Below are 22,446 nucleotides of genomic sequence, written 5' to 3' on the forward strand. Positions count from 1 at the left end.
GCCCATCGTTGGCGGCTTTTGGGATGGTTCATTCACGCTATTCGTGAATTGGTACAACTAGAATATCAACCGGAGACTTGTTGATCAGATGTCTTGAGTAAGAAATGATCTTGCTCCAGAAGTCTTGATGGTGACCACAAATCAGCAGATCAACTTCTTGTTCTTTGATAGTCACTTCCAGTTTGTCCGCTAAATCACCAGTGCCTACGAAGAAGTGCTTCAATGGTTGCTCCATGTAATCGCTAAAGGACTTCAAGCACTCCATCGAATGTTCATTCAACGGTCTTTGGTCTGGGTTTGCTTTAATATCGACAAGCTCACGATAAATTTCGCCATGAGTACCATCGATATGAATAAAAGAAATCTCGGCACCGAGATAACTCGCCATAGATACCGCTCGGTCAATCAACACAGTACTCTCATCAGACAGTTCCAGTGCGACTAGGATATGTTTGTATTTCATAACCACGCCCTCTTGTGGAATACACTACCAATAGCATAGTACGCCTTTAACAAAAAATGTGTTGATAAGATCCCGAAATCGCTCAAAGTTTTGGCAAATTATGCTTGTTGCAAATGTTTTGGAAACCATGCTTTTAAGTGATTTAAGAACAAAGATAAACGGTAGGGCACATGTTTACGTGTAGGATACATTCCGTAAATATTGACCAGCGGGAATTCAGCAACGCCTTTGATTTCAACAAGAGTATTTTGTTTTAGTTCTTTGTGCACAAACAAACTCGGCATCATAGAGATTCCCATGCCATCTACCATGGCGGCGATTAGAGTATGTGTATCGGAGATGACAGCCGTCCATGGTTGGCGATAGGTGATGCTCTTACCTTCTACCTGCAGCACCCAGTTATCACCATAACGCGAGCGTCCCATATGTAAGCAATCATGCTGCTCTAACTCTTTGTAGTGATTTGGCTGCCCGTGTTCAAGGATATAGCTTGGTGCTGCGTACAGTCCAAAACTGGAACTGCCTAGTTTTGTTGCAATATAGGAAGAGTCCTGTAAGTCATATGAGAGACGGATAGTTAGGTCAATCTCTTCTTCAATCAGGTTTACGTGGCTATTGGACAACACCAAATCAAAGCGGATGTGCTGATAGGTTTGGCGAAACGCCTTAATCGCTTTCATCAGAAAAGGTCCCATTGCATCTGGGGCTGAAAGTCTGATTAATCCGGTTGGATTCAGTTGGTGGGCGCTAGTTAAAGAGTCTTCTAACTGCTCTATGTTTTCAAGAATCGCACGTGACCCCTCGTAATAGGCTCTGCCTCCTGGGGTCAGTTGCATGCTCCGAGTTGTGCGATTAAGAAGTACAAACCCTAACTCGCTTTCCATGGCTGCAATATGTCGCCCGACAATCGCGGGTGTAACACCTAATGCTTTTGCTGCTTTTGCGAAACTGCCTTTCTCTACCACGGTGCAGAGCAGTTGCATGTTTTTGTATTTGTCCATTCGATACTTTTTGTATGTTATGAAGTTACTTTTTACTCAATTGTTTCATTAAAGTATACAAATTATCTTTAGCAACACCAAAGACAAGTAAGACAAAAGGTGTCCTATGAAGATGATTTACCAAGCTATGATTAGCGGGCTTTTGATGAGCTCAACGGTAGCGGCTGAAGCGGTGCAATTTGACCCAACCAAACCAGTGATGATTGAGTTGAAAGATGGTGTTTATCAATACTCGCAGTATTTCTATAACAGCTTAGTCGTTATAACGCCTGAAGGGGTGATTGTGACGGACCCGTCCGGTGAAGCGCGATCCAAGCAAATGATGCAAGAAATTAGCAAGCTAACCAAGCAGCCAGTCAAAAAAGTGATTTATTCTCACGACCATTTTGACCACTCTCGCGGGGGGCAGATCTTTAAAGAACAGGGAGCAGAGTTCATCTCTCAAGAAAAGTGTGTTGAGCTTTTAAGTCGAGACTTAGAGAACCGCGTTGTTCAACCAGATCAAACATATGATGACACCATGAGCGTGAGTTTAGGTGGCAAACAAGTCGATTTGCATTACTACGGTCCTAATGATGGGGATTGCATGAGCATCATTCATATGCCGAAAGACAAAGTCCTACTCGCCGTTGATTGGCATTTGCCGGGTATGGTTAATGAACCACACCGTTTGAATACGCATAACTACGTCAGCATTTTGAATACCTTTGAACGTGCGCGGAATGAATTAGCATTTGACACTGTCATTAGTGGTCACATGCCTGTCTCATCAGCCGAAGCATTTGAAGAAGATTATCAATTTAACAAAGCGTTGTTTGATGCCGTTTGGAGTGGTTTGCAAGCTGGTAAGACTCCAGAAGAACTCAAGCATTCAGTGAAGCTACCAGAGTTCGAACATTGGGTAGGCTATGAACAAAACCTTCCTGCTCATGTAGAGCGTATGGCTTATTCCATCTGGCATGGTAACTAGGAGGGACAGGAAAATGATGACATTACATACGTTTGATAGCTGTCCTTACTGTACGCGAGTTAAAGCATTAATTGGGTTGAAGAATCTGGATGTTAAGGTCAAAACATTCCCATTGGGAGAGCTCGAACCATCGGTCGCTGCGAAACTAGAAAAGTTTACCGTTCCTATTTTGCAGCTCACTTCTGCTGCGGAAAAGCAAACAGAGCTTATGACGGAGAGTCTCGATATTTTTGCTTTTTTGGACCAACTTCCTAGTTCCCTTAACGTCGAGCCTTATTTTAGTCGCTATACACTATCGACCATCGTTCAGGATATGTTGGATGATTTGAAGCCATATACTGCCAAGCTGTGTTATCCGCGCATGCCATTGCTTGGGCTCCCTGAACTCAGCACGGAGTCGGCAATGGCATTATTTGTTCACTCTAGAGAAGAGTATTTAGGTGCTTCTTTAGCTGAGTTGCTGAGCAAGACCGAAGATTACTTACCTCAACTGGAGGGCGCACTGCTCAAGATGGTGCCTGAGGTTGATATGATGTCTGTTGTAAACACAACACGAGATCTGACGATTGATGACATCGCGCTGTTTTCGGAGCTGAGAAACCTAACCATGATCGGTGAGCTTTCGATACCTCAGATAATGCGCGATTATTTAGAGATCATTTCACAGCGAACTCAAGTGGCACTCTTTGCTCCAGTTTATGCTGATCGCACGGTGAGGTAGGGGCATGGAGAAGGCAGGTAATAGGCTTTTGCCACTGATTGTTGTTTTCGCTTTAGTACCACTTGGACCTCTTGCTATTGACGTGTATTTGCCGTCTATTCCTCAGATGATGGATGTGTTTGGTGCTAGCGATGGTGATATGCGCCAAACCATCTCTATCTATATTCTTGCTCTGGGGGTGAGCCAGTTATTAGCTGGGCCAATCTCAGACCGATTTGGTCGTCGGTTTTCGGCTGTGCTTGGTACGTTGGTTTACGCGATGGGCAGTATTCTTGCGTCATTGTCACCGAATATGGAAGTACTATATATCGCGAGAGGAATGCAGGGCATTGGGGCTTCCTTTACCATGATCACCGCTATGGCGTGGGTACGAGACAATTACCAAGGAAATGATGCAGGAAGGCTGTTGAGTTACATCGGCGGTGTTACTAGTGCGATTCCAACCATCGCGCCATTGATTGGTAGTGGTTTAGCCATGGCTTGGGGATGGGCTGGTGGCTTCTATATGATGGCAGGGTTAGCACTGTTACTTATGGTGTTAGCGACCGTCGGATTTGACAGCCCAAAGCCAGTTAAGGTGTCGGTTGATATCGAGAACACGGTGGCATTGCGTTGCAATATCAAAGACATTCTAACTAATAAGAACTTCCAGGTGTTTGCATTGGCTAACCTGTTGAGTTTTGGCGGGCTTTTAACTTATGTCTCTGTCGCTCCAGTAGTGGCAATGCAGCAAGGAGGTTTAAGCCAAGTCGAGTTCTCTATGATGTTTGGCTTGATTGGCGGTTCTCAAATTCTATTTAGTGTGATTGCACCTAAAGTGATGAACAAATTGGGACGTATTGATACGGTATTAACCGGCACGATCATGGTTGCAATGGCAGGAATAGGCTTGGTATTAATGCCCGAAGGTGAAGTTGGTGGATTTTTCCTGATGGCAGGAATGGCGAGCGGCGGATTTAGCTTGTTGGCTGGCGCAGCGACTTCGATGGCGTTGGAACCATTTCAGTATTGTGCTGGTTTAGCTTCTTCCATTGATGGCTTTTTGAGAATGATGGGAGGTGCAGTCCTCGTCGCTATAGCGAGCGCGTTGAATGTGGATGGCACAACTGCGCTGGCAATAGTGTATATGATGTCACTGTTGGCAACCATGGTCTTGATGGTGAGGAAGCGCCAAATCGCTGTAGGTAAAGCTCAGGTCTGATAGCTAAGAGCTGGTGTTAATACCAGCTCAATTCAATCTCTAATGGCATGTCACAGCGTATTCTTTCTCCACACATCTCATCGGATGCGTTGAGGTGGACCAGTTTTGCTGAGGAGTATCCTTCTCCTCGAAAGTGGTCTCTTGCCTCACAGAGGCTGGCGAACGTGAGTGGGCTCTTGTGCTCGTTCAAGATCAACGATCTTGTTTGGTTTTCTACGTTGTAAGCGAGGTAGATACCACCCTCAACCGATTCAATCAAAAGATTCATAGCCGTTTCCCATTGGTGTTTTCACTCTTTGGCTATTACGGTGAGTAATGGATTTTAGTTCACTTCTGATGCTCGATCGCTGCCAACAAAAACTCAGTCACTTCTTGCACGTGCTCCTTAATCTCAGCTTGCGTTGGCTTTTCCATTCCCATTAGAACGCTAGAGCGGATCGACAGTAGCATACCTGTCCAGAGGCGAATTTGTGTTCCTGGTTCCTTAATATCGAAACGATCTTGGAAGAACTGAGTGAGCTTGGCATCGGTATCGTCCGGACCGACTTCGCGGAAGATCGTCGTGATCTCAGGCGCTTTGGCGCTTTCTGCAATCAACAAGCGGAAGGTCGCCAAGTGCTCATCAGAAAGGTGGAAAGAAACAAAGTGTTCACCAAATGAGTTCAGCGCTCCTCGCAGATCATCCTTTTGTAGGTGAGTAACGAAACCGCCATCCATGTTTTCACCTATCTGGCGCAATGTTGCTTCAAATAGCGCTGCTTTAGATGGGAAGTAACGATACACGGTTTGCTTTGTCATACCTGCATGGGCAGAGATTTTATCCATGTTCGCTAATACATATCCCTCGGACAAAAAGTTCTCTTTCGCGGCTTCCAAAATAGCTCGGCGTTTCTTCTCTCGGTTTTGCTCGATCTTGCTCATGCTCAGATTCTCTTGATTTGATAATCATACTATACGGTATGATTTTTGTTGACACAACTCCGAAATTAGAAAATCATACTTATGAGTATGATTTATTTTTTGAGGACAAAGATGATGACGACGGTATTAATGAATAACCTAACCGCCAAAGGCGCACGCTTTGCCGGGGTGATGATCACCTTGGTTGGTGCACTGTTGATGAGCCTAGACCCAATTTTTATTCGCTTTTCAGGCGTGAGTGGTGTGGATACCGCATTTCTATTTGGCTTGTTTACCGCCATTTCGATGCCAATATTTATCCAGCTTCGCGATGAGCGCGGTCTGGTTCGAGCGGTGAAAGAGAGCGGCTGGCATGTCTTGTTGTCCGGCTTATTGATGCTCGGCAGTGCCGCTGGGTTGGTGATGAGCATTAAGCTCACTGCGGTTGCGAATACCTTTGTGATTCTGAGTGCAGCACCGGCTCTGGCTGCATTGTTCAGCTGGTGGTTTTTGAGTGAAGTGACCCAGCGTTCGACGTGGATTGCGATTGTTGCTGTGATGATGGGTATTGCGATTGTGGTCTCTGGTTCTTTTAAATCGGGTAACTGGATTGGCGATGGCTTAGCCGTGTTTGCCGTGGTGTGTTTGTCGCTCAACCAGGTGCAACTTCGTAAGCATCAGCACGTGAGCCGCATGGCGAGTGTTGGTTTTGGTGGGCTGTTCTTAGCGATGGCAATGCTGTTTTGGGCAACACCTTCAACATACAGCGCGAACACTTGGCTGATTATGGGCTTGATGGGGCTGTTTACTGCGCCGTTTGGGCGTGTGCTTTCACAAGTCGCTACCCGTTACATCACGGCACCTGAAGTTGGCATGATTCTGATGATTGAAACTGTGCTCGCGCCACTTTGGGCATTACTCTTCTTTGATGAAATTCCTGCAAAGGCAAGCATTCTTGGTGGTTCAATCATCTTGGTCACTATTTCCATTTACGCTTTTTCAGCAATGAAGTCAGAACAAAAATAGAGGTTGATATGAACACAATTCAAACCCCACAGCTTGAGTTTATTGGGCAAATTCGTACGCCATATATTGAGGTTTCTCAGTGCCCAAATAACATTCAGCCACAAGATGGACCTGTGTGTGAAATTCAACTTAAACCTCAGTATTACCAAGGGCTTGTAGGACTTGAGGTTGGGCAGAAAATACTGGTTCTGTATTGGCTTTCTAGTGCGAACCGCCAACCTGAAATGATGCAAGGAAAGAAGGGCACCTTTGCGTTACGTTCTCCGCACAGACCAAACCCTCTTGGTGCGGCGGTATTACCGATTGAGTCTATCGACGAGGGAGTAATCAAAGTGCGTGGGTTGGACTGCTTAGATGGCACGCCTTTGGTTGATATCAAACCGGCGATTTATTTTGAAGCATAGTCCTAGGTATGTGGCTCTGTAAGTCAGGGCATCAAAACGAACTCTCGGTCTGAAAGCGGCTTGTGACAGAAGTCGCTTGCTTTTTATACAAGAAAACCTTTAGACTTTGCCCATCACTTCTTTAGGAGATTACGCCAACATGAACAACTAAACCTGTCATCCAACTCTCATTTTATTTTTTGGATTTACAGGGTTAGTAGGCGTAGCTCACTTTCCGATATTTCTTTGCAGTTACCATTTTTCTGTTTGAAGCGCTTCTATGGGCGCGTGTATTTGCATCGATCTCATCTTTAGGTTTATCTCAAGCTACGGCTGTTGTCCCTGTCATACAGGAGGTAAATTATGCCAGTCTTACAGGCTTACAATATCAGTCATCAATTTGGTAATGGCGAAACGCTGTTTCAGCAAATCTCATGTTCTATGACCAAACGTCGTGTTGGGTTAGTCGGACGCAACGGTGTCGGAAAATCGGTGTTTGCATCGATACTCAGCGGTGAGCAAACCTCAACCAGCGGTACAGTAACCTTACCAAGGTCCTTTGCGGTGTATCGCCAGCAACCATCTCACTTGTTGGGGGGAGAGCTGTCGATTGCCCAGTTTTTAGCAAAGGACAAAGTGCTAAGCGCGCTCAAGCAGATCGAAATGGGCGATTGCTCTGAGGATCTGTTTGAGGTGGTGGGTGAACAATGGGGTTTGCCTATCCAACTTACTAAGCAGTTAGAAACCATGGGCTTGCCGCCACAGCCAGACTTCCCTTGCTCGCAATTAAGTGGCGGACAGTTAGCGCGTTTGCAGCTGTGGCAGTTGTTCGACAGCGAAGTGGAATTGCTGATCCTTGATGAACCGTCGAACCATCTTGATACACATGCCAAGCAGTGGTTGATTCATTCGATGCGCAATTTCTCAGGAGCGATTTTGCTCATCAGTCATGACAGAGAGTTACTGCGCGAAATGGAGGAAATCTGGGAGCTATCCGGTTTAGGCTTGCAAGTGTTTGGCGGTAATTACGACGTGTATGCCGAGCAAAAGCGCACTGAACTACAAGCGGTGGAACGCCAATTAGCTGCTGTCGATAAACAAAAAAAGCAATTAGAAGAACAAGCTCAGCGCAATCGGGAGAAAGCAGAGCAACGAGCGGCTCAAGGTAATAAGCTAAGAAAGGATGGCAGCCAGCCGAAGATCTTACTGGATGGTATGAAAGACAAAGCCACAGCCCGAGCAGCTAGTCGTAATAAAAACGAGCAACTTCGTCAAGCGCATCTGCAAGAGAAAGAGCAAAGTTTGCGAGTGCGTAAAGAGCAAATCAAAGGGCAAAAACTGTATTTGGCAGACAGTCAAAACCGTTCACGAAAAGTTGTGTCGCTTTTAGAAGGCATGTTGCCATTTGGTTCGGCTCAACCCATCACTGCGCAAGTTCATGCGGATGATAAATTGCATTTGTTGGGCAAAAACGGATGCGGTAAATCGACCTTATTGAAAACCCTCTTGGGGGAGTTCTCACTGCAAAGTGGTGAGCTAAAAATCAATACGCCGCTTTATTATCTCGATCAGCACTTTGGTGCGATACAGCCTGAACTCTCCATGTTGGAAAACCTAATGCAACATTGTGAGGGGATGAAAGAAAGCGATGCCAGAACATTACTAGCAGGCATTGGCTTTCGCCGAGACAGTGTGTTTCGTTTGGGCAGCGTATTGAGTGGCGGCGAGAAAATGAAGCTCGCGATGTTGATTGTCAGTCATCAACCAACGCAGCCTTTGTTGCTCTTGGATGAGCCAGATAATCACCTCGATTTGGATTCGAAAATCATGCTCGCTCAGGCATTAAGCGTTTACCGAGGTGGCTTTATTCTTATCAGTCACGACCAAGATTTCGTCGCGGAGTCGGGTGTGTCTCGAAGCATTGAACTGAGCTAACAAGCTCTTGTCTATAACTCCACATTGAGGGGAATCACCGAAGCTAAGCGGCTAGTTTGGCTTTGGTGACTTTAAAACCTTTACCAGCAATTTTCTCAAAGCCATTAGAATCCTTACTTCGATATGGGTAAGATGCTTGATGCATTACACAAAACAAAAACAGAAAAGGAAGTCTATGAAAAAGAAAACTTTAGCACTGGTGACCGCGTTCGCGATGACTAGCATATTGCCGAGTGCTTATGCCGAAGACTCAACAAAGGAGTTGGTTGAACACGTACACAAAATGGCGGTGAAGTACCCAACGACAAAGAAAGTCGATGTGGTGGATGAGTATTTTGGTACCAAAGTCAGTGACCCATACCGCTGGTTAGAAGACGACCGCAGTAAAGAAACCGCAGATTGGGTGAAAGCGCAGAACCAAGTCACGTTCGATTACTTGGCGCAAATTCCTTATCGTCACCAGATCGAAGAACGCTTAACTCAGTTGATGGATTACGAGAAGTTAGGGCGACCATTCAAAGAAGGTAAATACATCTATTTCTACAAGAACGACGGTTTGCAAAATCAAGATGTGCTTTATCGCCAACTTGACGGTGGCAAGCCTGAAGTCTTCCTCGACCCGAATACCTTTAGCGAAGATGGCACGACCTCGCTGGCGAATGTGAGCTTCACCAAAGATGGTTCTTTAGTCGCTTACAGCATTTCAGAAGGCGGTAGCGACTGGCGCAAAGTGATTGTGCTTGATGCCGAAACCAAAAAGCCTGTCGGTGAGACGCTAGTGGATATTAAGTTCAGCGGCGTAAACTGGCTGGGGAACAAAGGTTTCTACTACTCAAGTTACGACAAGCCAGAAGGCAGCGAGCTTTCGGCAAAAACCGACCAACACAAGCTTTACTATCACGAGCTAGGCACTAAGCAGAGTGAGGATAAGCTTATCTTCGGCGGTACAGAGGAAGAGAAGCACCGATACGTTCGTGGTTACACTTCGGACGACCAACGTTACCTGTTTATTTCGGCAAGTACTTCAACGTCTGGCAATAAGCTGTTCTTCAAAGATTTGACCAAGCCAGACAGTCCGCTGCAAACCATTTTGGATGACACCAATTCTGATACTTGGGTGATTGATAGCAAAGGCACCAAGCTGTATTTGGTCACCAACTTAGATGCACCAAACAAACGCGTGGTGACGGTGGATGCGGGCAACCCTGAGCCGAAGAATTGGAAAGATTTAATCCCTGAAACTGACAACGTGCTTAGCCCATCAACCGCGGGCGGTTATCTATTCGCAAGCTACATTGTTGATGCGCTTTCGATGGTCAAACAATACGACATGGACGGCAAGTTCATTCGTGAAATCAAGCTACCAGACATCGGCAGTGCTTACGGCTTTTGGGGTAAGAAAGAAGACGCTGAAGTCTACTACTCTTTCACCAATTACAAGACACCAAGCACGACCTATCGTTTAGACATCAAAGACGGTGACAGCGAGGTTTACCACAAATCGAACGCGCCATTCGATCCGGCACAATTTGAATCTCGTCAGGTGTTCTACAAATCGAAAGACGGTACTAAGATTCCAATGATCATCACCTACAAGAAAGGCACTCCGATGGACGGCAGTGCGCCAACGATCTTGTATGGTTATGGTGGTTTCAATATCAGCCTAACACCTTACTTCAGCCCAAGCCGAGCTGCATGGTTGGAAATGGGCGGTATCTACGCTGTCGCGAACATTCGTGGCGGTGGCGAGTACGGCAAAGAGTGGCACAATGCCGGCACCAAGTTAGAGAAGCAAAACTCGTTTGATGACTTTATTGCCGGAGCGGAGTTCCTTATTGACCAAGACTACACCTCGTCAGAAAAGCTCGCGATTAACGGTGGCTCGAACGGCGGCTTGCTTGTTGGTGCGGTGATGACGCAGCGCCCAGAGCTGTTCAAAGTGGCACTGCCAGCAGTGGGTGTATTGGATATGCTTCGCTACCACACCTTTACAGCAGGAGCTGGCTGGGCTTATGACTACGGTACAGCAGAACAAAGTAAAGAGATGTTCAATTACCTCAAAGGGTACTCGCCAGTACACAACGTCAAAGCCGGCGTTAAGTACCCTGCAACCATGGTAACAACGGGTGACCACGATGACCGTGTGGTCCCTGCGCACTCGTACAAATTTGCGGCTGAGCTACAGTCGAAACAAGCGGGTACAAACCCAACTTTGATTCGAATCGAAACCAATGCAGGTCACGGTGCAGGCACACCGACTAGTAAGGTTATCGAGAAAACCGCCGATGTTTACAGCTTTACTTTGTTCAATATGGGCGTTGAAAAGCTATAAGCGAGAGGGCGAAATAAACAAAGGGCTTAAGCTCATTCACATTGGAATTAAAACGCAGTCTTCGGGCTGCGTTTTTTTGTTTCTCTCAGCCAAAATAAAAATAAGGTTATAACGCATATAACCATAGGTGATAGAACTTCCTATTATGCTTCCACTTAGTTTTATACAACGTTGAATAGTCCGTCCTTACTTATCCAAAGTTTGTTTACTTACCTGTTCTTTGAAGGGGATTGGATGACGTATGTACACCCAAGTAACCTCATCCTTCGGGAGCGCACTACCTTGAAGTCACTTGGGTATCGTTAGCTTAAGTGGAATAAATATAATATGAAAAATCTTACCAAATTCGTTGCTGTGGGGTCCCTCCTTTCATGTGCAGCAGCTCAGGCTGGAGGCTTGTACTTGTACGAGACTTCTACCACAGATATTGGTTTAGCCTCTGCTGGTATGGCAGCGCGAGCGCATGATGCCTCAGTAATGGCGGCTAACCCCGCAGGTTTATCCAATGTAGCGGGTCAATCTTTCTCTGGTCATCTGATTAGCTTGTATGGCGATGCAACGCTAGATACCATCGATGGTGGAGATGCCGGTAATATCATAGGTTACGTGCCTCTTGGCTCAGCCTTCTATAGCCAACAGGTAAACGACAAGTGGACTTTAGGCATTGGTATGTATGGGAATTATGGTCTGGGATTGGAATATGACCAGCTTTTTAACCGTATCGATATTCCTAATGCCATCACTCAAGCCGTAACGGTTCAGCCTTCTGCTTCTTACCGTATCAACGAACAGTGGTCTGTGGGTGCTGCGCTTGGCATTCACTACGGGATTCTTGATATGGATGTAAAAGTGGACGGAACTTCGCTAGCCGGTGGTATTGAAGATACCGATGTCCAAGTGAATGGTCGTATTGGCGCGCTTTATGAGCTGAACTCGGGCACACGTTTAGGTTTATCTTATTCTAGTGAAGCAGAATTCGACTTCGCAGATAAAGACCTGACAACCAGCGCAGTGTTACCTCAACAGGTAGTATTTAGTGCTTATCATGAGCTAAACGACAAACTTGCCCTTATGGGTAACTTGAACTGGCAAGATTGGAGCGCGTACGACACCTTGATGGGAGTGGAAACACAAGATACTTATCAAGTCGCGATTGGATCCCAATACAAGATCAACAGTAAGGTGACATGGAATGCGGGTTTTGCGTTTGATACGAGTATGTACGCAGATCAGTCAAACGGTGACCTTACGATTCCTGCTGGTAAATCTTATCGTTTAGGTACTGGTTTTGATTACAAGATTGATGAAGCAAGCTCGGTATCTGTAGCATTTGAAGCAATGCTAATTGATTCATCTGAAATCAAATTGGCGGGCATTCCCGTTGCGAACTTTGATGACCCAGCGTTGTATTTCCTAAGTGTCGGTTACAACTGGAAAAACCAATAAATCAGTTTAAAACAACGGTAAGCAGGTGTTCGCTTACCGTTGTTTTATTGTTATTGATTGTTCTCGAGTTTTTCGCGGTATTGTTCTTGTAGAATGTACATGCGTTTTACGTCACGGTAGCTGCCGTTGATAAAGAACTCTTGCACCAAATGCCCCTCTTCAATAAAGCCGCACTTTTGATATAGGTGAACGGCTTTTTCGTTGTCTAAAGCAACCAAAAGATAGATTTTGTGCAGGTTAAGAATCGAGAACGAATAATCCAAAGCTCGATTGATGACCTCTTCCGCGTAGCCACGTCCTTGATGGTCTGGTGCGATGATGATTTGAAATTCTGCACTACGGTGAATGTAATTAATCTCTATTAACTCTACCAGACCAATTAATACACCATGTTCATCTTCTACGACAAAGCGGCGCTCAGCATCATCGTGAATGTGCTTGCGGTAAAGTTCCTCTAATTCATCATGGGATTCGTACGGCTCTTCAAACCAATACGTCATAATATTGCGGTTGTTGTTGAGGTCGTGAATAAAGCGCAGGTCTGAACGTTCTAAAGCACGAATAGTGAGACCATTTTTCATCGTTTATCTCCAGAGAGCAAAAGCATAATCAAAGGTAATTATGATTCCTCCATCTTAGCTCATTAGGGGGAAATCTCCCCTTTACTTCTCTGAGTTTAAGACGGTAAAAGCGATCTTCGTCATACCCTTACAATCCCTTTAAATATAAGGGCTTTGGTAATAATAAAAGTTAATCATAACGACAAAAAACCTGATTAGTTTAAGGGTGCGATTTCAGATTAAATACCGCCAACGACTTAAGGTCATAATCTACATACACAAGGTATTAAATATGTTTTCAATCGGTGACGTAGTAGTAGCTACTAAAGGTATCGAGCTAGGCGAAATGGTTGTTACAGGTCTAAGCAGCGGCGGTTTTTACGCGCACGTTAAAGCTGGCGAAAAAACGCTAACTTACCCAGCTAAAGATCTTAAGAAAGCATAATTTAATTTGCTGACTTGCGAAAAAGGTAGCTCAAGAGCTGCCTTTTTTTGTGCCTACAATTCCTTCCTAAATTCCTACTTTATTTCCCTCTAATTTATTTTTATTCAATTTTGATTCATTGTGGTTATATACCATTTTTGACTCATATCAATAAAAGCTTTGGTTTTAAGTTGTTGTTTTTATGTTGTATTTTTTACTTATCTCCACAAGTGTCTGTTTTTATAAACTTTAGATGTTAAATTAGTTTCTCATCTAAATATTCGATTAATATCAATTCCTTTTTCCCATTTTTAAATATTTGGGCATTTCAATAACTTTCGCCTTAACTGATTTAGGGGAACAGTTATGAATAAAAAGAAAATAGCACTAGGGATCGTGGGAGTTGGTTTGGTGGCTTACTTCGGTACCGTTTACATGGTGAACCAAGACGATAAAAAGGTAGCTCAACAGAATCTGACGCAATTTAGCTCGTTAGATCAATCTACGTTGGATTACCAAGCAATGAAAGTACTGGCAGACAAAGGCTGCGGTTACTGCCATACACCAAATAGCGAAATGCCTTTCTACTCAGAAATGCCAGTCGCGAAACAGATAATGGAAGCGGACGTCAAAGTCGCGATGCGCCACTTTGATATGACCAATTTGTTTGATGACGTGAAGCAAAGTAACCCGGTGTCTGAGGTTGCGCTTGCTCGACTTGAGAAAGTGCTTTACGACGATTCCATGCCGCCAGCGATTTACCTGACCATGCACTGGTCAGCAAGCATGTCAAAAGATGAAAAGCACACGCTGTTAAAGTGGATTCGCGAAAAACGATCAGAGCGTCATGCGCAATCGCCTGTATCTGAAGAGCGTAAAGGCAAAGTCCTACAGCCAATTTACACCACGTTTGAAACTGATGCAGATAAAGCTGAGTTGGGTAAGGTGCTTTATCATGACACGCGATTGTCAGGAGACAATAGTGTCTCATGTGCATCATGCCATAGCCTTGATACAGGCGGCGTGGACCGACTAGTAACCTCTGTTGGCATTCATGGTCAAGTCGGTGGTATTAACGCGCCAACTGTTTTCAATGCCGTGTACAACAAACTGCAATTCTGGGATGGTCGTGCTGCAGATCTGCAAGATCAGGCTGGTGGTCCTCCATTTAACCCAATTGAAATGGGCTCTGTGGATTGGGATGAAATTGTCGACAAGTTAAGCCAAGACCCAGAAATGGTCGCGATGTTCAAAAAGGTTTATTCAGGTGACATCAATGGCAACAACATTACGGACGCGATCGCCGAGTTTGAGAAAACGCTTACCACACCAAACAGCCGTTTCGACCAGTATTTGATGGGTAATACGGATGCACTGGACTCACATGAGAAATATGGTTTGATGTTGTTCAAGAAATACGACTGCCAAACCTGTCACGCAGGTGAAGCCATGGGTGGTGAAACGTTTGAAACCATGGGTATGAAAGCCGATTACTTCGCAGACCGTGGCACAGCAATGACCGATGCAGATCTTGGTCGCTACAACTTCACTGGCAATAAAGAAGATAAGCATAAGTTCAAAGTGCCAACGTTACGCAACATTGAACTGACGCCGCCATACTTCCATGATGGTCATGCGGATACGTTAAACAAAGCCATCTACGACATGGGTAAGTATCAAGTCGGTGTGGAGATGTCAGAACAAGAAGTTGACGCTATCAAAGCCTTCCTCAAAACCTTGACGGGTGACTATGAAGGTCGCCCATTGAGTTAAGCTTAAGTAATATGCCAAAGCGAATCTTTGATAAAAGATAGCTCCCACACTTAAGACCACCTTGAACTGAGGTGGTCTTTTTTTATGTTCTGAACTCAACCAAATCAGCACTTTAGTGATTGGTTTGTTGACCCTTCTAGATGATAATGACGCCTTAATTTCATCCATATAAAAAGAACGAAAAATATTATGAAAGTGATAGTTAAGAACGCACAAAAACAACACGCTCAAGGCATTACCGAAGTGTTGAACCCAATTATCGAAGAGGGCTTATATACGATTCTTGATACCACCTTTACGACAGAAGAGGAAGAAAGCTTTATTGAGAGCTTTCCTGAAATGGGCGTATTTAATGTGGCATTGAACCCAATCGATGAGAGTGAAGAAGAGGGCACTGTGCTGGGTTTCCAAAACGTAGAGCCTTTCGCGAGTTATACCAAGGCGTTTGCGCACGTTGGTATTATCGGTACCTTCGTTGATGCAAAGTATCGTCGCCAGGGTGTGGCTTCGACTCTGTTTACCGCTACCTTTGCTGATGCGAAATCGAAAGGTTATGAAAAGCTGTTTGCGTATGTGAGAGAAGACAACCCTAACGCACTTGCCACGTATCTAAAACATGGTTTTGAAGTAGTTGGTACGGCAAAGAAGCACGCCAAGATTAACGGTCAGTATATCAATGAAGTTCTGATTGAGAAGTTTCTCTAACGCTTAGAAGGAAAGCAAGATGCACAATATGCATAAGTCAGCAGGTATCATCATTAAAAACGGCGCACTTCTGGTGTTACGTTCAAAAGGCAAAGACACCTTCTACGCGCCAGGTGGCAAACTTGATAGTGGCGAAACTTCAGAGCAAGCATTATGTCGCGAGCTACATGAAGAAGTGGGGATTAAGGTAACGGAAGAGAACTTGGTATTGTTTGGGCGATTTGAAGCACCAGCGCACGATAAAGACGGCATTACTTTGGTCATGGATGTGTTCTTCGTTAGCGATTACTCGGGCGAGGTGGTTGCCAGTAACGAAATCGAAGAGTGCCAATGGGTAGATTCTTCGAGCGTCGATGACGTCGCGATAAGTACGATTTTTCGCAATAACGTATTCCCTCAGTTGGTGGAACAAGGACTGGTTAAATAGCGCATCCTTGAGTCACTGATAGAAAGTAACACGCCCGTAATGTGAGAGCATTACGGGCGTTGTCTTTCGAGCTTTGTTCTAATCGTTATTCAGATAATCGATTTGAATCAGCCATTGTTTGGCAGAGCTGTCAAACTTGCCTCCAAGTAAAGATTCCAATAATGATTTTGCTTGTCGGTACTGATGCAATTCAAAATGAGCAATTGCTTTAAGCAGTTGCCACCTCTGGTTCTTTGGTTGCTGCTTAATTTGTTGCTTTATGGGCTACAGTGCCAGTCGAGCAACTTAATGATTTTTACCAAGCAAATTCGCTGAAGGTTGAGTTGAAAGGCGATGCACCAAAAGTTGAAAAGGTAGACGTGTCTTTGCGAGGTTTTAAAACCATGTATCAGACCTTGATACCAAGCTGTAAGTAAATACATAGATAGGCGTATCGAAGTGAACGATATGCCTATCTCGCGAGTCTTCAACCTTACTGTCCTAACTTCTCCGCATACTCTGTTAGGATTTGTTTATACACTTCCACTGGTTGTGCGCCTGTCACAGCACTTTCCATATTGAACACCACTGTTGGTACTGAACTCACGCCAAGTTGATGCCATTGGCTTTCTTGATACTCGATAGAGTCAGCATTACTTGCATCGTCTAGGGTGGCGATGCCCATATTTGCATCTAAGCCAATGTCAGTCAGAATCGCTGCCAGTGTGCTTCGGTCAGAGACATCTTTGCGTTGACCAAAGAACGCAGTAAACAGGGCTAACTTCAATTCAGTTTGCTTACCAAATTGCTCCGCCCATTGCAGCAGTACGTGTGCATCTCGCGTATTGACCATCTTCATGTCATCAAAGTAGTCAAAGTCGAATCCCACTTCTTTACCCAGATTAGTCAGGTTATCGCGTGCACGAACGCTGTCTTCCGGCGTTGTTCCGTATTTATTCGCTAGGTGTTGGCGTAGGTTTTCTCCTTCTGCTGGCATGTTTGGGGTCAATTCGAACGGTTGCCATTCCAACTCAATTTTGTCTTCCAATCCTAGCTCTTGAATTGCTTGTTCTAAGCGTTTGTAGCCGATGATGCACCAAGGGCAAACCACATCCGACACTACGTCGATTTTGATTACTGATTCCATAAAACAGACCTTACTTTTTCGAGTTATAAAATGGATATGGAGACCAAGAGTGTGAATTCAACCAGTTACCTTTTAGTAACCTGATGCTTTTCTCATCGCATTTTATCTTTCAGCGTATCTTTTTCTACAATTCATGTTGACCTGTCTATAACTCTACAGTTTAAGATGCTTTCATCAGCGCTGAGGAAAATTACATGTATCGGATATCGGAACTGGCAGAGATGCTGGGTTTGTCTCGCACCACATTGCTCTATTACGAGAAGATTGAGCTCATCAAAGGGCAACGGTTAAGCAACGGCTACCGCGCGTATAGCGATGCGGATCTACAACGCTTGCGTTTGATCCAGCAATTGCAAAGCGGCGGACTGACGCTCAAGGAGTGTAAAGCCTGTCTGGAAGCTAAAGTAGATCGCCAATTGATGCTAGAAAGGCTCAGGCTCCTCGATGAAGAGATTGAGCAAAAGCAGAAATCACGTCAGCTTTTGGCGGCGCTGCTGGGCGAAACACCGTTAACCGATTGGCATGAATCGTTGGATGAAGTTGCACCGGATGCACACTTGAAATGGCTTATGACGCAAGGCTTTAGCGAGAAAGAAGCCCTTCACTTACGTTGGTTATCAAAAGATATGAACACTCATGAAGATTACATGGCGGACTTCTTCCGCGTATATGAAGCCTTGGAATTTTGGGGGCCGGGAGCAGAGCAAGACACCTTGAAGGCATTGAGTATGCTACCTACGCAACCTGATGAAATTCTGGAAATCGGCTGTGGACAAGGTATCGCGACTCGCACGCTGGCTCAACACGCACATGTTACTGCTGTTGATAATGACGAACCATCGTTGCAGCGCCTGAAAGGCAAAGCTCAAACTCTCGGTTTAAGGGACAAGATCACAACAGTGTGTGCCAGCATGACAGAGCTCCCGTTTGCAGAAGGCTCGGCCGATGTCATTTGGGCAGAAGGCAGTGCATACATCATGGGCGTGGAGAACGCATTCAAAGCATGGAGTCCATTGCTTAAAGAAGGTGGTATCTTAGTGCTGAGCGATTTGGTTTGGAACACCGATACACCAAGTGAAGATACGGTGGCGTTCTGGAAGAAAGAGTACCCAGATGTGGGCAGTGTCGAGAAGCGAATTGAGCAAGCAAATGCAGCGGGATACCATGCGCTAGAGACGTTCCCAATTAGCCAACAGGCATGGGATAACTACTACGTTCCTTTAGATGAGCGTGTGCAAAGTTTGAAAGCTGAGATGCCGGAATCACAAGCATTAAAAGACATACAAGTTGAATTAGATATCGTTAAACGCCGTGGTAACGAAGTGGCGTATCAGATGTATATCTTACAAAAAGATTGATAGAAAAATGAACGAAACAACAAATCAAAACACACAAAGAACAAACTACACACTTTCTCCTTATGAGAGAGTAATGAGCAGCGAGATGATCGCTTTATTTACTCAAACCTTTTCTGATTCCGAAGGCGAAGTAGAAGGCAAAACCATCGGCTCGCTCGTCGGTGACTTACTGACAACAACCCCAGAACAGGAGCTAAAAGGCTTTGTGGCTAAACAAGGTGAACGTTTAATTGCAGGTGTGTTGTTTACGCCACTACGCTTTGAGAGTGGTGAAGTAGGTTATCTATTATCACCAATGGCAACTCTGACAGAATGCCAAGGAAAAGGCGTAGGACAAGCCTTGATCAACTTTGGTCTGGAACACTTAAAACAGCAAGGCATTGAGTTGGTATTTACCTACGGCGATCCTAACTTCTATTCGCGCGTTGGGTTCCAACAAGTCTCCGAGGAGCAGTTCAAAGCGCCACATGCCTTGAACTTTCCACATGGTTGGTTGGCACAATCATTTACAGGTGAGTTGACGCCAACTCAAGGCACATCTTCTTGCGTGCAAGGTTTGGATAGTCCTACGTATTGGTAGGATTGTGCACTAGAAAAAACGGAGCCTGAGAGCTCCGTTGTTAATCATAAAGTTAGTGTTAAATATTTTTGTATTCGTCCAACACCAGTTGGCTAATCTGAGCAATCACTTGGTCACGAGCTTGCAGTGACAGATCTGTGCCGGTGATATAGATACTGATGTAAACAGGCTTGTGATTTTCTTTCCAGATCATCGCGGTGATACCACGTGAGCCAAAACCGCCTGCGCCAGAACGATCTGCAATTGACCAGCCTTTAGGCAACACAGAACGCATTAGAGAGTCAGATACCTTGTTGTCTTGCATCCAGATCTTTAATTGAATGCGAGATTCATACGATAGCGCGTCGCCTTCTAGTAGGGTGTGCAGGGTGTTTACCATGGCGTTAGGTGTTGTCGTGTCTTGCTTGTCGCCCGGTTTCGCTTCATTCAATCTCGGCTCAAAACGATCAAGTCGGGTTGCTTTGTCTCCAATGGTACGCAAGAACATTGTCACACCACGAGGTCCACCCACACTGCGCAAAACAATGTTGGCAGCGGTGTTGTCACTCATCAGCATCGCGGCTTCACAAGCATGCTCAATGCGAGTCGTTTGACCAGCCATGCGGTCCATCACCGGAGACCACACTACCATGTTGCGTTCTTCTACTTTAGCGGTCGCGTTCTTATCGAGCTTTTCATTATCCATGTCATTGAGCATGGTCGCACATGCGAGTGTTTTGAAGGTGCTCATCATGGGAAAGCGCTCATCGCCACGATAATCCCAATGTTCATCGGTTTGTGTATCCCAAACCGAAACACCGATGCGACCTGAGATATGTTCTTCTATTGCAGCGAGGTCTTCATTGATTTTGGCGGCGTAAGTTGCACTTGAACAGGCTAACAATCCGAGCAGCAGAAATAGCTTTTTCATCGTTGATTTTCTTAGTGTTATTAATACCAGTTCTTACTCTGGTGACATTACCCGGAACTATAACGAGTGAATACTCTAATAACTGTTAGATTCATGTCTTTTTTCTGTAGGAATCTTTGCATATGCCAAGCTTTACCCGTTTTTACGCTTATTGACGTTGTTTTACATGTGAAGGACTAAAGTAAAGTTGTCGATTAACCGAGTAACCAATCATGAAAACAATCCGCAATATCATCTGGGCAATGATCGCCGTGATGTCCGTTTTATGGTTTGCGATGGAGCCGCAGCTTTTCTCTTCCAGCAATGTCTTTGAATGGCGATCTGCCATGATCCAATATTCAGGCATTTTGTCTTTGATGTTGATGTCGGTCACCATGGTGTTGGCAATGCGTCTGCCTGTGGTTGAAAACTGGCTACATGGCATGGACAAAGCGTATCGAGTGCATAAATGGTTAGGTATTAGCGGTGTTGCATTGGGTATTGTGCACTGGCTGTGGTATCAAGTGCCGAAATGGTTGGTTATGTCGGGAGTATTGGCGAGACCAGTAAAACACTCGGGAGTAGGACCTGCTGGTAATTTGTCTGGCATTGAAGCTTGGGTTAGTGGTTTACGTGAATTTGGGCAGAGCCTTGGTGAGTGGGGCTTCTACTTACTGTTGGTGTTGTTGGTGGTTTCTTTGTGGAGTGCGATAAAATACAAACCGTTCAAACTCTCTCACCGTTTGATGTCGGCTGCTTATCTATTGATTGCTATCCATTCCGTGCTGTTGTTAAAACGCGCGTACTGGGGTGAGCCTGTTTACTACGTTACGGTCGCCTTTGCAGTCGTTGGTTCGATCGCCGCACTTTACAGTTTGTTTGGCTTGGTTGGACGTCGGAATAAACACTCCGCTATGGTGACTTCTACACGTTACTTCCCACAAGCAGAGGTGATGGAGTTAGTTTTAAAACCAGAAGCGTCTTGGCAAGGGCACAATGTGGGGCAATTTGCCTACTTACGCTTTGGTGACGAAGATGCGCATCCATTTACCATTGTATCCGGTAGTGAAAGTAACGAACTGCGTTTCTTAATCAAGGAGCTGGGCGACTTTACCACTGGGCTTTATGAACGAGTGCGAAATGGGGACGCAGTCACGATAGAAGGTCCTTACGGTCGTTTAGCATTTGATTTAGATAAACCGCAAATTTGGGTCGCTGGCGGCGTAGGTATTGCTTCTTTCTTTGCTGCTTTGGAAGCATTAAAAACGAAAGCGAGTAACAATAACGTGCACTTGTTTTATTGTACACGTGGTGTGGATAGCCATTTAGTTGATGAGCTATGGCACCTTGCTCACCAAGCCAACGTCAACTTGCATGTGATAGACACACTGAAAGCACCACGTTTAAATGCTGAGCGTATCATCGTGCAATGTGGTCATTTAAATCAGTATGAAATGTACTTCTGTGGACCTGAAGCGTTCTCAAAAACATTGAAAAAAGAGCTCGAGGCGTGTCAATTTAATATTGAAAGAAGCTATCACGAAGAGCTGTTTGTAATGAGATAAAAATCGTTATTGAATGAGAAAGGAGCTGAATGAACAGCTCCTTTTGTATATTTGATTTGATACTACAGCTCGATATTTTTAACCATGCCAGCTTCCGCATGACCCGGAATGTTGCACGCGAACTCAACGTTGTTGTCACCGTGGAAATGCCACAATAACTGCTTCGCTTTGCCCGGTTCTACCGTCACAGAATTGCCTGAGTCGTGCATGTGCCCACCAGTCATTGTCTTCATCATTTCACGATGCTCTAGCTGCTCTTTGGCAGAACCGATAGTGAACTCGTGGTCGATTTTACCCGTGTTCATGACTACAAACTGCACCACATCGTTTGGCTCAATCTTAACGTCCTTCTTGAACTTGATTGTCATGTCATCACCTAAGATAACGTGTACCACTTTGTCTGGCTTTGCCCCTTTTGCAGGCATACCAACTGCCGACATGCCCGGCATATCCATCATGTTTGAATGGTCCATTTTACTGTGGTCCATCTTCATGCTGCCGTGGTCCATATTTTCATGCTTCATATTGCCATGATCCATTTGGGCAAAGGCAGCCGTTGTAGTTAGGGTTAGAGCAAGAGTGATTAGTGTCTTTTTCATTTTTATATCCTTGTTTTAATTCATTAATAACTTGGTTACTTCCCCTCAAACGGATTGTTTGA

General features: G+C 45.0%; 23 protein-coding genes. 15 read left to right on the forward strand and 8 right to left on the reverse strand.

Going from position 1 to position 22,446, the window contains the following annotated elements; translation table 11 throughout:
- Positions 1–37 precede the first annotated feature (37 nt).
- The gene (locus tag VHA02S_RS08200) at positions 38–463 is read right to left on the reverse strand and encodes a universal stress protein (protein ID WP_005439056.1); all 426 of its coding nucleotides are present in this window, start codon (positions 461–463) and stop codon (positions 38–40) included.
- A 98-nt stretch (positions 464–561) separates the two neighbouring features.
- Complete coding sequence (locus VHA02S_RS08205) at positions 562–1,464, reverse strand: LysR family transcriptional regulator (protein WP_038897844.1); 903 nt, start codon at positions 1,462–1,464, stop codon at positions 562–564.
- 106 nt (positions 1,465–1,570) lie between these two features.
- On the opposite strand from VHA02S_RS08205, the gene VHA02S_RS08210 reads away from it, so the two are divergent.
- From VHA02S_RS08210 to VHA02S_RS08220, 3 genes are read left to right on the forward strand one after another with little or no spacing between them, the layout of a single operon-like run.
- Positions 1,571–2,434, forward strand: a complete 864-nt coding sequence (locus tag VHA02S_RS08210; RefSeq protein ID WP_038897845.1) for an MBL fold metallo-hydrolase — start codon at positions 1,571–1,573, stop codon at positions 2,432–2,434.
- 13 nt (positions 2,435–2,447) lie between these two features.
- Complete coding sequence (gene grxB, locus VHA02S_RS08215; RefSeq protein ID WP_050567793.1) at positions 2,448–3,155, forward strand: glutaredoxin 2; 708 nt, start codon at positions 2,448–2,450, stop codon at positions 3,153–3,155.
- A 4-nt stretch (positions 3,156–3,159) separates the two neighbouring features.
- The gene (locus tag VHA02S_RS08220) at positions 3,160–4,356 is read left to right on the forward strand and encodes a multidrug effflux MFS transporter (RefSeq protein ID WP_038897846.1); all 1,197 of its coding nucleotides are present in this window, start codon (positions 3,160–3,162) and stop codon (positions 4,354–4,356) included.
- Positions 4,357–4,372: 16 nt separating this feature from the next.
- Here the strand turns inward: VHA02S_RS08220 and VHA02S_RS08225 are convergent, their stop codons facing one another.
- Entirely contained in the window at positions 4,373–4,624 is a 252-nt protein-coding gene (locus VHA02S_RS08225; RefSeq protein WP_005452623.1) for a DUF6482 family protein, read from the reverse strand.
- Positions 4,625–4,683: 59 nt separating this feature from the next.
- Entirely contained in the window at positions 4,684–5,277 is a 594-nt protein-coding gene (locus VHA02S_RS08230; protein WP_038897847.1) for a TetR/AcrR family transcriptional regulator, read from the reverse strand.
- 114 nt (positions 5,278–5,391) lie between these two features.
- Here VHA02S_RS08230 and VHA02S_RS08235 point away from each other — a divergent pair, with 114 nt between their 5' ends.
- The 5 genes from VHA02S_RS08235 to VHA02S_RS08255 all read left to right on the forward strand — a co-directional run bounded on the left by VHA02S_RS08235 (position 5,392) and on the right by VHA02S_RS08255 (position 12,378).
- Positions 5,392–6,282, forward strand: coding sequence for a DMT family transporter (locus VHA02S_RS08235; RefSeq protein ID WP_038897861.1), 891 nt, complete (start codon positions 5,392–5,394; stop codon positions 6,280–6,282).
- 8 nt (positions 6,283–6,290) lie between these two features.
- Positions 6,291–6,686, forward strand: coding sequence for a tRNA (N6-threonylcarbamoyladenosine(37)-N6)-methyltransferase TrmO (gene tsaA, locus VHA02S_RS08240; protein WP_038897848.1), 396 nt, complete (start codon positions 6,291–6,293; stop codon positions 6,684–6,686).
- Positions 6,687–7,028: 342 nt separating this feature from the next.
- On the forward strand, positions 7,029–8,600 hold the full coding sequence (locus VHA02S_RS08245) for an ABC-F family ATP-binding cassette domain-containing protein (RefSeq protein ID WP_038897849.1): 1,572 nt from the start codon (positions 7,029–7,031) through the stop codon (positions 8,598–8,600).
- 175 nt (positions 8,601–8,775) lie between these two features.
- Positions 8,776–10,932 carry a prolyl oligopeptidase family serine peptidase gene (locus tag VHA02S_RS08250; protein WP_038897851.1) on the forward strand — a complete coding sequence of 719 codons (2,157 nt, stop codon included), beginning with the start codon at positions 8,776–8,778 and terminating at the stop codon, positions 10,930–10,932.
- A gap of 327 nt (positions 10,933–11,259) precedes the next feature.
- Complete coding sequence (locus tag VHA02S_RS08255; protein ID WP_038897852.1) at positions 11,260–12,378, forward strand: OmpP1/FadL family transporter; 1,119 nt, start codon at positions 11,260–11,262, stop codon at positions 12,376–12,378.
- Between the two features lie 50 nt (positions 12,379–12,428).
- Here the strand turns inward: VHA02S_RS08255 and speG are convergent, their stop codons facing one another.
- Positions 12,429–12,959 (reverse strand): spermidine N1-acetyltransferase, encoded by a 531-nt coding sequence (speG, locus tag VHA02S_RS08260; RefSeq protein ID WP_005452602.1) that lies wholly within the window; start codon positions 12,957–12,959, stop codon positions 12,429–12,431.
- Positions 12,960–13,230: 271 nt separating this feature from the next.
- Between speG and VHA02S_RS26130 the strand changes: the two genes are divergently transcribed.
- The 4 genes from VHA02S_RS26130 (at position 13,231) to VHA02S_RS08275 (ending at position 16,267) form a co-directional block, all read left to right on the forward strand.
- A complete protein-coding gene (locus tag VHA02S_RS26130; protein ID WP_005452601.1) occupies positions 13,231–13,383 on the forward strand; it encodes a hypothetical protein in 153 nt (50 codons plus the stop codon).
- Positions 13,384–13,728: 345 nt separating this feature from the next.
- On the forward strand, positions 13,729–15,135 hold the full coding sequence (locus VHA02S_RS08265) for a cytochrome-c peroxidase (RefSeq protein ID WP_038897853.1): 1,407 nt from the start codon (positions 13,729–13,731) through the stop codon (positions 15,133–15,135).
- A gap of 189 nt (positions 15,136–15,324) precedes the next feature.
- Complete coding sequence (locus tag VHA02S_RS08270; protein WP_038897855.1) at positions 15,325–15,840, forward strand: GNAT family N-acetyltransferase; 516 nt, start codon at positions 15,325–15,327, stop codon at positions 15,838–15,840.
- Between the two features lie 28 nt (positions 15,841–15,868).
- Positions 15,869–16,267: an NUDIX hydrolase gene (locus VHA02S_RS08275; protein ID WP_026000263.1), complete on the forward strand. Its 399-nt coding sequence runs from the start codon at positions 15,869–15,871 to the stop codon at positions 16,265–16,267.
- 472 nt (positions 16,268–16,739) lie between these two features.
- On the opposite strand, the gene VHA02S_RS08280 is transcribed toward VHA02S_RS08275, so the two are convergent.
- Positions 16,740–17,393: a DsbA family oxidoreductase gene (locus tag VHA02S_RS08280; RefSeq protein WP_038897856.1), complete on the reverse strand. Its 654-nt coding sequence runs from the start codon at positions 17,391–17,393 to the stop codon at positions 16,740–16,742.
- 194 nt (positions 17,394–17,587) lie between these two features.
- Between VHA02S_RS08280 and VHA02S_RS08285 the strand changes: the two genes are divergently transcribed.
- Together VHA02S_RS08285 and VHA02S_RS08290 are read left to right on the forward strand one after the other, a co-directional pair.
- Positions 17,588–18,751: a MerR family transcriptional regulator gene (locus VHA02S_RS08285; RefSeq protein ID WP_038897857.1), complete on the forward strand. Its 1,164-nt coding sequence runs from the start codon at positions 17,588–17,590 to the stop codon at positions 18,749–18,751.
- Positions 18,752–18,758: 7 nt separating this feature from the next.
- On the forward strand, positions 18,759–19,331 hold the full coding sequence (locus VHA02S_RS08290; protein WP_050567794.1) for a GNAT family N-acetyltransferase: 573 nt from the start codon (positions 18,759–18,761) through the stop codon (positions 19,329–19,331).
- A 58-nt stretch (positions 19,332–19,389) separates the two neighbouring features.
- On the opposite strand, the gene blaCARB is transcribed toward VHA02S_RS08290, so the two are convergent.
- Entirely contained in the window at positions 19,390–20,241 is an 852-nt protein-coding gene (gene blaCARB / locus VHA02S_RS08295; RefSeq protein WP_005452579.1) for a CARB/PSE/RTG family carbenicillin-hydrolyzing class A beta-lactamase, read from the reverse strand.
- A 212-nt stretch (positions 20,242–20,453) separates the two neighbouring features.
- On the opposite strand from blaCARB, the gene VHA02S_RS08300 reads away from it, so the two are divergent.
- Positions 20,454–21,785: a ferredoxin reductase family protein gene (locus VHA02S_RS08300; protein ID WP_038898775.1), complete on the forward strand. Its 1,332-nt coding sequence runs from the start codon at positions 20,454–20,456 to the stop codon at positions 21,783–21,785.
- 62 nt (positions 21,786–21,847) lie between these two features.
- Here VHA02S_RS08300 and copI read toward each other — a convergent pair whose 3' ends face one another.
- Positions 21,848–22,384: a copper-resistant cuproprotein CopI gene (gene copI / locus VHA02S_RS08305; RefSeq protein WP_038898774.1), complete on the reverse strand. Its 537-nt coding sequence runs from the start codon at positions 22,382–22,384 to the stop codon at positions 21,848–21,850.
- Positions 22,385–22,446 lie beyond the last annotated feature (62 nt).

The sequence above is a fragment of the Vibrio harveyi NBRC 15634 = ATCC 14126 = KCTC 12724 genome, assembly GCF_001591145.1.
GTDB lineage: Bacteria > Pseudomonadota > Gammaproteobacteria > Enterobacterales > Vibrionaceae > Vibrio > Vibrio harveyi.